The following is an 11,210-nucleotide window of genomic DNA, read 5'->3' as shown; positions in this document are numbered from 1 at the left end:
TTGGGCCACCGCGTGATCCGAGGAAAGCGCGGCCAGCGTCGCGCCGGCTCCCATCGACACCGGCGACACCTGGTTCGGCACCACCGCCAAGACATCGACGGCACGCTCGCCCATGCTGACTTCGAACGCCTCGGACAGCAGCGCCACGCCGCCCGACACCGGGCAGGCCCCCGCCGATACCATCGCCACCGCGTCGCGCAGTGTCGACGGGGTCACCCACTGGGTCACCGGGCGCCGTCGACACCGGGAACCAGCACACCGTGCCTGCTCACCCCGGCATCGCCGATATCCTCGGCCCAGATGGTCGGTTGTTCCCGGATGAACCGTTGCAACAGTTCGTAACACGCATCGTCGTCGGCAACCGTGACCTCCAGGCCCTGGCTGCGCAGGAAGTCATCGGCAGCCTCGACGCTGCGGCTCTCACCGACGACTACGCGCGGTACTCCGAACAACAACATCGCGCCGCTGCACATGTAGCACGGCGACAGGGTCGAGTAGATGGTGCACTCGCGGTAGAAGTCCGGGGTCCGGCGACCTCCGTCCTGAAAACAGTCCATCTCCGCGTGAAGGATCGGATTACCGTGCTGCACACGGCGATTGTGGCCACGCGCAACGATCTGTCCATCGCGGACCAGCACCGAGCCGATGGGAAGCCCGCCCTCTCGGTAACCGGCCATGGCCTCTTCGTAGGCGGCCAGCAGAAACGGATCGGCGATGTCCGCCGGGGTGGTTGTCATCATGTCCTTTCAGGAGAACAGGGTGTTCAGATCGATGTCGTCGAGGTCCGCGGCCAGCCCAGCCTTGACCAACGCCGCGAAACCTCCTTCCATGGCTCCCTTGTCGGCGGCCATTACCGTCACGGCGTACATCCGCTCGGTTGTCGAGGTGTTCTCGATACGGTGCACCGAGCCCTCGGGCAGCACCAGGACGTCGCCGGGGGCCAGGTCAACCGTTGTCTCGTCCGAGTGCGCGCGACCCTGGCCGGCCAGGATGACAAACACCTCGGCGGAACCCGGATGACTGTTGGGCGGTTGGCTGCCGCCGGGCTCCCACACCTCGAAGAACACACTCGCCGCGCAGCCGTCGTCGGGGCCGGCCAGGTAGATCTGCTGAACGGTGTCGCCTGGCCCGATGGCGAATTTCTTGAGGTCGTCGAGATGACGCAGGATCGGGGGTGAAGTCATTGGTTCCTCCTTGGTGAGGTGGACGCCGCCTGAACGGCCGCCAGGATCGAGTAGCTCTCGCACGTGAATCCGAAGCACTGCCGCACGTTGTACAGCGTCGCGTCGATGCAGTAAGCGGGGGAGGTGGTGGCGCTGGCGTCGGTAACCAGCAGACAGTCGTAGCCGGCGCAGGCGGCATCGATCAGGGTGGCGTACACGCACTGATCGACGTTGACACCGCACAGCAACAGGTGTCGTACCTGCAGCGCACGCAGGATCGAATCCAGTTCGGTGTCCCAGAAGCCGCTCATCCGGTACTTCGCGACGGCGATGTCGTTCGCGTCGAACTTCAGCCCGTCGAGTACAGCCGCTCCGCCGCTGCCCGCAGTCAGGACGGCGTCGCTGAGCGCCGAGACCCGTGCACCGATTCCGCCTCCGCTGCCATCGCCGTCGTATACGTGGATCACGTTGGGCGGCAGATTTGCTCGGTCAGGGCGGTTACCCCAGTTCACCCAGATCACCGGGACATCCGCGGCGCGCAACCCGTCGAGCATCGGATTCAGGACGTCCACCAACGCAGCACCCGCGGTGACGTCCACCCCGATACCCGCCAACCAGCCTTCGTCGTGGCAGAAGTCATTCTGCATGTCGATCACCAGGATGGCGGTGGCCGCCAGATCCAAGGTGACGTCTTGTGGCGAGGCATCCAGTTGCACAATGCGTGTGGACCGAGGGGGTGCGCTGAGATCGACGTGCCCGGAACTGCAGTGCCACCGCCGCAACCGCGTTTCTGAGATGGTCATCGGCTGCCTCCCGGCATGCGGAATGTGGCGATCTCGGTGAGCGTCGCCGCCGTGACCGTGGTCCAGTGCTCCAGGACGGCGCGGCCGAGTTCCACCGTGGCCGCCCCGGGGTCACCGAAAACGCCGGTGGCGCTGAAGTCTTCGGTGAGCCACGCGGTGGGCGTGGCTCCCTCGAGCGTCAGGTGGTCGCAGGCGGCGAAGGCCGCGTGCGCACCGTGACCGTCGGCGGCGGCGACGTTCATGTGCACCAGGTCCGGCGCCAGCGCCAGCATCACCGATGTCTCCACCTGCCCGGCATGGATGCCGTACTCGGCGTCCGTCACGTCCCATCCGGCAGGGACCCCGGCGCGCATGGGTGTGGTCACGAACACCTGTAATCCGCACGCAGCGCGAATATCTCGCGCCACCACCTCGAGGGCGTGGGGCTGCCCGCCATGCCCGTTGACGAACACCAACTTCGAGACGCCGCTGGCTGCCAGCGAGCTACCGAGTTCCATGCAGACGGCGAGCAGGGTGGACGTGCTCAGGCTGATCGTGCCAGGGAATCCGCGGTGTTCGCCGGATCTTCCGTACGCGAGAGTCGGCAACACAGCGCACTCTGCCGTGCTGTGTTCAGCCGCCGCGATGGCCACAGATTCGGCGACGATGGTGTCGGTGAGCACCGGAAGATGCGGTCCGTGCTGTTCGGTGGCGCCGATGGGCTGCACCACCACAAGACCGGCCGCTACCTCCCTGATCTGCGGGCTGGTGAGGTGACCGAACGAGATGACCGTCATCAGGCCCACCACCGACGCAGCATGCGGTTCTCGCACGCACTCACTGCGAGGAAGGCCGCCACCGACACCGCGACACTGATTGCGGCGATCGACCACATCATCGAGTAGTCCAGGTAGCCGCGGCTGCGGCTCAGCAGGCCACCCAGACCCGTTCCGGTGACGAGTTGCTCGGCGATGATCACGCCCAGCAGCGCCCGCGGTACCGCCAGCCGGGCGGCGGCCAACAGATGCGGCATGGCTTGGGGGATCGTGTACATCCGCATCACCGTCAGCCGATCGGCGGCCACCGAATGCAGCACGTCGGCGGGCGCTGCCGGAGCTTGGGCGATGCCCTGTGAGATCGTCACGAACGCCGGGAAGAACGTCACCGCGATCGTCACCGCGAGGATCGTGGCGGTCCCTCGACCCATCACCAACGCGATCAGTGGGGCGAATGCCACCAGCGGCAGCGTCTGGCTGAAGAAGGTGAGCGGTAGGAACACCGCGCTGATCCTGGGTGCCAGGGCGGTCATCACCGCCAGTCCCAGCGCAAACGCCAGCCCCAGCAGCACCCCCAGTCCGGCCGGCGGCAGACTCTGCGCGAAGGCCTCACCGAGCCGGGCCACGGTGTCCGTTGCCGCCGGGTCGGACGTCAGGAACCGCCAGACGTCCAGTGGGGACTTGGCGACGGTGGGTGGCAATGCCGTCCACCACACGAAGTACCACCATGCTCCCAGGGTCAACGCCACCCCGAGCAGACCGACGAGGGCTGCTTCGGCTGCGGCGCGCCGGGACGCCCGTACCGGGGCCAGCGCCATCTCGGTGACTGCGATGTCACCGGAGCTTCTTGTGACGAGTTGCCGCAGCAACCCGAACACGCCGTACACCACGCTGCACAGCGCAGCGGCGAGCAGGCTCACCGCCCATAGCCGCGCGGAGGAGCCCGAGGTCATGGCACCGACCAGATACACACCGATCCCGTGCTCGCCGCCGAGGAACTCACCGAGGATGGCACCCAGAACGGCGGCCAGCGCTGCGATCTGGAACCCGGCGAGGATGCCCGGCAGGCCTGCGCGGAGTTCGACGAGCAAGAACAACCGGAATCGACCGCCTCCACTGGAGACAATCACGTCGCGTATGCCCGGCGGAATCGACCGCATGGCGACCACCGTGGCGACCACCGTGGTGTAGATGACCGACAGTGCCGCCAGGATCACCTTGGGAGCGTCTCCGCTGAACGCGATGCCCAGGATCGGCGCCAGCACGGCGATCGGTACGCAGAACAGTGTGACGAGCACGCCGCGGGTGAGTTTCTCGGTGATCGGCAGCAACACGAATGCCGCAGCAACGACCAGCGCTATCAGGTTGCCCCAAACGAACCCCAGCGCCGCGCTGTGCAGTGTCGCCAGGGCATGCGGTGGATAGGCGTGGAAGTCTGCGGCGAAAGCGGATGCGATGGCAGTCAGCGGCGGCAGTGCGCCATCGCCGATCACACCGGTGCGCCCGACCACTTCCCAGAGCACCAACAGCGCGACTACGGCTGCCACGTACTCACCCGCGGAGCGCACCCGGGCGGCGGTCAGCACTGCAGGCTCCGGGCTCCGTTTACAGCCTCGGCAAGGAGTCGAGACACCTCATCACAGATCGTGTGGAATCGCGTCGTGCGCATCAGCTCTTCGGCGCGAGGCCGCTCCAGGTCGACGGGGACGATGGCGTGCACCCGTCCGGGACGCGGCGCCATCACCACCACCTGGTCGGCCAGGAAGACAGCCTCGGCGATCGAGTGGGTGACCAGGACCGCGGTGTGCCGGCGCTGCAGCCAGATTCGTTGCAGCTCCATGTTCATCGCGGTGCGTAGTAGTTCGTCGAGAGCCCCGAACGGCTCGTCGAGAAGCAACAGTTGCGGGTCGACAGCCAGCGCTCGAGCCAGCGCAGCGCGCTGCCGCATACCGCCGGAAAGCTGCCTGGGCCTCGCTTTTTCGAATCCGGACAGCCCGACGAGTTTGATCAGGTCGTTGATCTTCTCGGGATCGACTTTTCTGCCGGAGGCGCGCAAGGTCAGAGAAACGTTGCCGCGCAGATCCTTCCACGGAAGCAGCGCGGCATCCTGGAACGCCACGCCGATCTGCCCCGCCCGGCGCAGGTGAGCAGGAGCTTCGCCGTGCACGCGTACGGTGCCCGACGTCGGCTGGTCGAGGTCGCCGATCAGCCGCAGCAGGGTGGACTTGCCGCATCCGGACGGACCGATCAGCGCAGTGAGAGTGCCGGCGGGGAGTTCCAGGCTCACATCATCGAGAGCGAGCACGTCGCCGCCTCGGGTGCCGAATCGGCGAGTCACGTTCTCCAATGCGATGCCGTCAGACATCGGAATCACCTCGTTTCAACCCAGCCCAGGTCAGGGCGGCCGGATGAGGGCCGACGGTGGTGTCCCCGGTGTTCTCGGCGGCCAGTGCCCGCAGGTACGGGCTGTAGGAGACGACATCGTCAGACAGGTCCTGCCAGGTGAGCCCGAGCGGGCGCCGGAACGTCTGGCCGGTGCGCAGGGTGTCCCTCGGACTGAGCACGACGTCGATCGCGATTTCGTGCGGCTCCAATCGCAGCGGTACGTCGATGATCTGGGCGTCGTGTACCAGGGCCACCACCGGGGTATCGGCAACCACCAACCCGAGTTCGGCGAGTAGCCCCCACTCCAGATCGAAGTAGTCGGCGTCGGCGTCGACGTGGACACCTTGGCGAGTCACTGCAAAAGCTCCGGTGACAAGCAGGTCGAATCGTCCGAGGGCGCGCAGCTCGGTCAGCCCGAGGGACTGGCCGCATCGTTCCAGCCCGTCGAGCGTCGCGGCCAGTTCATACCGGTGCGGTTCGATGACGGTGGGGTCGAGCAACACCATGCCGCGCCGCTGCCCGAAGGTCGAGATCACCACGCGCTTACCGTCTTCCAGCGCCCGCCGCCGCAGCAGCTCCGTACTGTTGTCCGGCGTGATGAACAGCTGGGTGGCCGCCTGATAGGCCGGCAGTTGAGCCAGTTTGTCCGTGCACTCGGCGGCACCGTCGAACGACGGCACAAACCGGTCAACGTCCAAGTGCCAGTGACTGTCCGGCGTCGCGATGGCCAACAACGCATCCCGCACCGTGGCCCGGACCTGGGCTCGGCGATTGACGAAGGTGCCGCGCCCCCGTTCCGGGACCAGCAGGCCTTCGCGGACCAACTGGTCGGTGGCACGTCGCAGCGTTCCGCGGCTCACGCCGAACATCTCCATCAGCCGGGGCTCCGGCGGCATCAGTCCGTCGTCATTCCACGGACAGGCAAGCACGAGTTCGCGCAACCCTTCCATGGTCTGGATGTATGCGGGTTCGCCACCGGTAGTCATCACAGCTCGGCCAGCAGGGAAGTGTCGAACATCGAAGGATCGGCCTTGATGCCGACCTGGCCGAGCGTGTCGATGCAGGAGCTGATCAGTTCGTCGGACATCGAGAAGACGCCGCCGGGAGCGACGATGAGTTCACGCTGGACGCCATTGAAGTACTGCTCGTTGGCGATGCTCCTACCGCTGTCCTTGAACCACGAGTTCTCGTACTTCGGCGGGTAGGCGTCGGTGTCGATGAAGTTCTCGTCCCAGCCGCGCCGGCTGGCCCGCAGGAATCCGGCGATGGCGTCTCGCTTGGATTCCAAGGTCTCTCGGGTCACGACGACGGTGTCGTTGGGGATCTTGAAACCGAAGTCGTAGAGCAGGAATGAAGACGCCTCGGCGCCCTCTTCTTTGATGGTGAACGGGACGTTGGTGACAAAATCGATGGTTGCGTCCACCTCCCCTCGGATCAGAGGTGTCGGGTCGAACGCGTAGGGCACGATGGTGACCGCAGCCTGGTCGACGCCATTGAGCTTGAGCATGGCCTCCACCGAGAGCCTGTTGGCATCTGGCACCGCGAGCCGCTTGCCGATGAGATCCTTGGGCTCGTTGATACCGCTGCCCACCAGGCTCACCACCCCGATCGGGTTCTTCTGGTACTGGGCGCCGATGATCACGAACGGCGACTGATCCGCGACAATCGACTGGATGGTGGTGTCCGGCGAGGTCAGGCTGATATCGGCACGCCCCGCCAACAGCGTGCTCTCCGGAACCACGGACGGCCCACCACTGAGATAGGTGAACCCGATTCCCTCGTCGTCGTAATAGCCCTCGGAATCAGCGACGTAATAGCCGAGGAACTCCGCGTCGTTCACCCAGGCGGCCTGCATGGTGATTCCGGTCGTATCACCGGACGTTTCTGTGCCGCTCGAGCGCCGCGAGCAGGCGACGAGACCGCCCATTCCGACCAGACCTGCGCCGAGCGCAGAAGCGCGGAGGAATCCGCGGCGGTTGAGATCTGCCAAGGGAGTGACTTTCTAGGAGAACGGTGGGCTACGGGTTCCTACGTTCTCGTCCGATCAATTCCGGAAGGTCATCTCCACGTTTCATGAATGTAAACGTTCATACGTTTAGATGTTCTGAGATGCTTGGTTGTTCGGAGGCCTTCTAGCTGGCGCTGCGCGTCATCCGGTGAGCTCGACGTCGAGCAGGTAGGCATATTGCTGGCCGGAGTGGAGGTCACGTTCCTCGACGCCGCCCTGGGGTGTGAGCCTGGGGTACGAAATCTTCAGAACCTTCAGCGCTGGAATCGGGTACAGCATCACCGTCCGCGGATCGATGGCGTAGATCGAGCCGATCGACTCAGCGGTGAGTTCTGGACTGCCGACGTAGCGGTCGTAATTGTCTTGACCATCGAACATCAGGTCGATGGTGACCCAGAAGGGTCCAGCGACCTTGGATCTGACATGGCGGCACACATCGCTGACTTTGGGCATTACCGGTTTCCTTCCGTGGATACAGCTCCGGCATCGGTCATCGTGATCCGCACAAGCTCCAACGGATCATCCAGCCTCACTACATGGTTGAGCTCGAACTGGTAAACGGCGCCGCGGTCGATATTGCCCGGACTGAATGGCCAGCCGTAGCTGGGAAGTTCCATGCCGGCCCGGATGGGCATATGGAAGAAGTACGCGTTGCACGCCTTTGCGATCTCACTCGCGACCGTTTGGGTTGCAGCGGTGAAGACGCCGAGCAGGCCGATCTCGAGCGGAACGGCGCCATCTCGGGGTGGCCGGCCGCTGAGACCATTCCAGCCGTACATGCGCAGCGAGATGTGGAACTCATCCGTACGGAGCCCGGTGGCAGACACTGCGCGTTCGGTCAGAACCTGGAGCATCTTGTCGTGGAAGGCCTGTGGATCGGCCAACACGTCGGGGTCTGCGATCCCGACGAGCATGATGGTTTGGAACAGGTTGGCCGAGGCGCCTTCCAGCTTCATCGTGTAGGGCTGCGGATGCCACTGGGATCCGGTGACCCGGACCTTGGACTCGGTCAACTGGATGTACTCGCAGTCGGTCACGTCGAGTTCACCGCCGGGTTCGGTCAGCCTCCACGGGTTTTTGTTCTCGTAGAGCAGGTGCCCGGAGATGCTGTTCACTGTCGCTTGGAATGACGGATCGACCGGTTCGACATCGAAACCCTCCGCGTGGATTTCGATCATGACGCCACGCTGACCTGTGTTGGCGGTGGTGGCCTGGCCGCCGCATTCGGCGATCTTGCCCGCATGCCAGCACGGTCCCGCTGCGGCTCCCTTCCACAGCGCGAAGGCAGCGATCACTGCTGGATCAGAGGTGCGGCCCCCGATGATGATGTCCGCGCCGGCGTCGAGCGCAGCGAAGTAGGGCTCGGGTCCCATGAGAGCGACGATATGTTGACACGAGTCGATCTGTGGGTCATCGAGGTCGCCGGCGGGGGACAGGTTCGAGATCTTGCCCTCGGCGAGCTTCTGTTTGATGAGCGCCGGCGACTGTTCTGAATAGAGCAGTGCGATCCTCCGGGAATAGCCCTTCTCCACGGCGATCTCGAGGACGATATCTCTCGTCCAGTCGACATTCTGGTCACCGCCTGCCTGGCCGGCGGTACCGATGAGAATCGGTATCTGCGCTTCCTGTTGCGCCGCCATCATCAGTTCCAGATCTCTCTTGACGGAGCCTCGATCGTTTTTGGACACGCCTTGTGCGAGGTATGCGGCGCCGCTGTCCGTCGAGCCGGCGTCCAGCGAAATAGCATGTGGGTTACGCGCGAGGGCATATCCGATCTCTTCAGGGACGATGCCGACCCCCAGCGACCCTTGCGGCACGTAGATCCTGATTGGGTTGTCTTCGGAAGGCGTTTCCACGGTCATGAGCATTCCTTTCGACCACTTGCGGGGGTCATCGGTCAAATAGATTGGTAGATGGGTCGCGCCATGGAATCGGCGTGATCGGCATTCGGCCGGACAGGACTGCGGCGACGTTCTCGACCGCGAGGGCGGCCATTCGTGTTCGCGTCTCGATGGTCGCCGAGCCGAGATGCGGTGCCAGAACCACATTGTCGAGCTCAACCAAACCGGGGTGCACTCGCGGTTCGTCTTCATAGACGTCCAGGGCAGCACCCGCGATGTCCCCGCGACAGAGGGCCCGGTACAAGGCGGCTTCGTCGACGACCGGTCCTCTGGCTGTATTGATCAGGTACGCGGTCGATTTCATGTGACGCAGGGTCTGCTCACTGATCAAGTGGTGCGTCTCTGGTGTCAGCGGACAGTGCAAGGTGACGACGTCTGAAGTGGCCAACAGTTCGGGCAGCCCGATCCGCGTGCTGGGACCGACCACACCAGGACCGCGCGGGGAACAGTGCACCACCTCCATGCCGAAGGCGACGGCACGGGTGGCGACCGCCTGTCCGATGGCTCCCATGCCCACAATGCCCAGCCGCCGTCTCTGCAGACCTGTGCCGAGAAGGAAGCTGAGGTCCCAGGACCACGGAACTCCGCTGCGGATCAGGCGATCGCCCTCGCTGACTCGCCGGGTCACGTCGAGAAGCAAGGCAATCGCGAGGTCGGCAGTCGCGGCGACCAGCACGCCAGGAGTGTTGGTGGCAACCGCGCCGTGGGCGAGGATGGCGGCAACGTCGAGATTGTCGTAGCCGACCGCCACGTTGGCCACCAGACGTAATTGTGGTCCGGCAGCTGCGAGTACCTCGGGCCCCACCCGGTCATTGAGCGTGGTGATGACGGCGTCAGCGCCCGCCACAGCAGCACACAACTCGGTCGGTGTCATGGCCTGGTCATGCGCGGACACCGCCACCTCACCGAGGTGAGCAAGTAGAGCGAGAACATCACCGGGTAATGCACGGGTGACGACGATCTTTTTCATTTCACACCTAGTGTTTGACGCGCTTCAAAGCCAGCAGGCCCTCAGTGGTGAAAGTGCTGGAGCGTGCCCAGGTCACGATCGATTGCTCTTCCTCGCGGACGGCCTCTGCCAGCACAGGAAGGCGGTCGGCCAGTGCGTGCGGGATTCGAAGGACACCGTGTTGGTCGCCGTGCAGCAGGTCCCCGGGCTCGACGTCGAGACCTCCGACCCGAACCGGCACTCCGACCGCGGTGATGCGCATGTGGGCCCGGGCCACGCAGAGACCCGCCGCGTGCACGGCGAAACCCATCTGACGCAGGTCCGGTTCGTCGCGCACCCGGCCATTGGTGACGAAACCCGCGATGCCCAGAACATCGAGCAGTGTTCCGTTGACTTCGCCGAGAAAGGCTCCTGAGCCGGAGTGTTCGTCGAGGTCCTGTACCACCACCACCGCCGGTCCGTCGACGGACAACACCGCCCGGTGCAATTCTGCGACCGGCACCGAGTCTTCCCCCGGTGCGGCCGCCCGCATGGTGGCGGTGACCGCAATGCCCACGAACCGGCCGCCGGCGATCTGGCGGAGCGAGCCGTCGGTGTACGCCTGGCCGTCGGGTCCTGTTTCGCGACGTAGTGCGTTGCTGAGCGCCGGGGTGTCCCAGTCAGCGAGCTGGCCGATATTGAGTTTCGACATGGGTGGGTCCTTCGATTCGGCCGCAGCAGCCGCCGGTGGTTGTTACGTCCGGGCGTTGCCGAACGGGCCGAGTGTGTCTCGGTACACAGTCAATCGTTCCGGGCCGAGCATTGAATCCCCCGTAAGGGGGACTGGCCCAAATCCATTGTTCGGTAGGGATATTGGTAGATCGCCGGGCTGCGCGCTGTTCAGAACAGCGGGGGCACCATTGCTTCGATCAGATGCGGACCGGGCTCGGTCAGCGCCGCCACGAACTGGGTGGCAAGTTCTTCGGATGTACACGCACGTGACGCCGGAACTCCCAATCCTTCGGCGATCTTGACGAAGTCGATATCCGGTGCGGAAAGGTCGAGCAGTTCATTGGCCTTCGGGCCCATCGCGGTGGCTCCGACACGTTGCAACTCCAGTCGTAGGATCGCGTACGCACGGTTGTTGAGGAGCACGGTGGTCACATCAAGGTTCTCCCTGGCCTGTGTCCACAATGCCGAGATCGTGTACAGCGCACTGCCGTCGGCTTGCAGGCTGATCACCGGCCGGTCGGGTGCGGCCACGGCC

General features: G+C 64.7%; 14 protein-coding genes. All 14 read right to left on the bottom strand.

Going from position 1 to position 11,210, the window contains the following annotated elements; genetic code table 11:
• On the bottom strand, positions 1–228 hold a 228-nt coding region (locus tag WBB07_RS11050), incomplete at its 3' end, for a hypothetical protein (protein WP_526307564.1).
• Positions 225–737 (bottom strand): nucleoside deaminase, encoded by a 513-nt coding sequence (locus WBB07_RS11045; RefSeq protein WP_526307562.1) that lies wholly within the window; start codon positions 735–737, stop codon positions 225–227. The genes WBB07_RS11045 and WBB07_RS11050, both read right to left, overlap by 4 nt.
• Positions 738–746: 9 nt before the next feature.
• Complete coding sequence (locus WBB07_RS11040; protein WP_526307560.1) at positions 747–1,184, bottom strand: cupin domain-containing protein; 438 nt, start codon at positions 1,182–1,184, stop codon at positions 747–749.
• Complete coding sequence (locus tag WBB07_RS11035) at positions 1,181–1,966, bottom strand: cysteine hydrolase family protein (protein WP_526307558.1); 786 nt, start codon at positions 1,964–1,966, stop codon at positions 1,181–1,183. Before WBB07_RS11035 ends, WBB07_RS11040 begins: the two co-directional genes overlap by 4 nt.
• Positions 1,963–2,742 (bottom strand): creatininase family protein, encoded by a 780-nt coding sequence (locus tag WBB07_RS11030; RefSeq protein ID WP_526307556.1) that lies wholly within the window; start codon positions 2,740–2,742, stop codon positions 1,963–1,965. The genes WBB07_RS11035 and WBB07_RS11030 overlap by 4 nt, the downstream gene beginning before the upstream one ends.
• Positions 2,742–4,307, bottom strand: coding sequence for an ABC transporter permease (locus WBB07_RS11025; RefSeq protein ID WP_526307554.1), 1,566 nt, complete (start codon positions 4,305–4,307; stop codon positions 2,742–2,744). The genes WBB07_RS11030 and WBB07_RS11025 overlap by 1 nt, the downstream gene beginning before the upstream one ends.
• Positions 4,301–5,086: an ABC transporter ATP-binding protein gene (locus WBB07_RS11020; protein WP_526307552.1), complete on the bottom strand. Its 786-nt coding sequence runs from the start codon at positions 5,084–5,086 to the stop codon at positions 4,301–4,303. Before WBB07_RS11020 ends, WBB07_RS11025 begins: the two co-directional genes overlap by 7 nt.
• Entirely contained in the window at positions 5,079–6,092 is a 1,014-nt protein-coding gene (locus tag WBB07_RS11015; RefSeq protein WP_526307550.1) for a 5-formyltetrahydrofolate cyclo-ligase, read from the bottom strand. Before WBB07_RS11015 ends, WBB07_RS11020 begins: the two co-directional genes overlap by 8 nt.
• On the bottom strand, positions 6,092–7,096 hold the full coding sequence (locus WBB07_RS11010; RefSeq protein WP_526307548.1) for an ABC transporter substrate-binding protein: 1,005 nt from the start codon (positions 7,094–7,096) through the stop codon (positions 6,092–6,094). Before WBB07_RS11010 ends, WBB07_RS11015 begins: the two co-directional genes overlap by 1 nt.
• Positions 7,097–7,255: 159 nt before the next feature.
• The gene (locus WBB07_RS11005) at positions 7,256–7,567 is read right to left on the bottom strand and encodes a DUF4387 family protein (protein WP_526307546.1); all 312 of its coding nucleotides are present in this window, start codon (positions 7,565–7,567) and stop codon (positions 7,256–7,258) included.
• Positions 7,567–8,976: an acyclic terpene utilization AtuA family protein gene (locus WBB07_RS11000; RefSeq protein WP_526307544.1), complete on the bottom strand. Its 1,410-nt coding sequence runs from the start codon at positions 8,974–8,976 to the stop codon at positions 7,567–7,569. Before WBB07_RS11000 ends, WBB07_RS11005 begins: the two co-directional genes overlap by 1 nt.
• 28 nt (positions 8,977–9,004) lie before the next feature.
• Positions 9,005–9,985: a 2-hydroxyacid dehydrogenase gene (locus tag WBB07_RS10995; protein ID WP_526307542.1), complete on the bottom strand. Its 981-nt coding sequence runs from the start codon at positions 9,983–9,985 to the stop codon at positions 9,005–9,007.
• 7 nt (positions 9,986–9,992) lie between these two features.
• The gene (locus WBB07_RS10990) at positions 9,993–10,655 is read right to left on the bottom strand and encodes an RraA family protein (RefSeq protein ID WP_526307540.1); all 663 of its coding nucleotides are present in this window, start codon (positions 10,653–10,655) and stop codon (positions 9,993–9,995) included.
• Positions 10,656–10,843: 188 nt separating this feature from the next.
• The coding region (locus WBB07_RS10985; RefSeq protein ID WP_526307538.1) for a thiamine pyrophosphate-dependent enzyme at positions 10,844–11,210 on the bottom strand (367 nt) is incomplete at its 5' end.

Origin of the sequence: Mycobacterium sp. (assembly GCF_049647605.1) — a bacterium.
Lineage (GTDB): Bacteria > Actinomycetota > Actinomycetes > Mycobacteriales > Mycobacteriaceae > Mycobacterium.
This window is presented reverse-complemented; position numbering and strand designations above follow the sequence as displayed.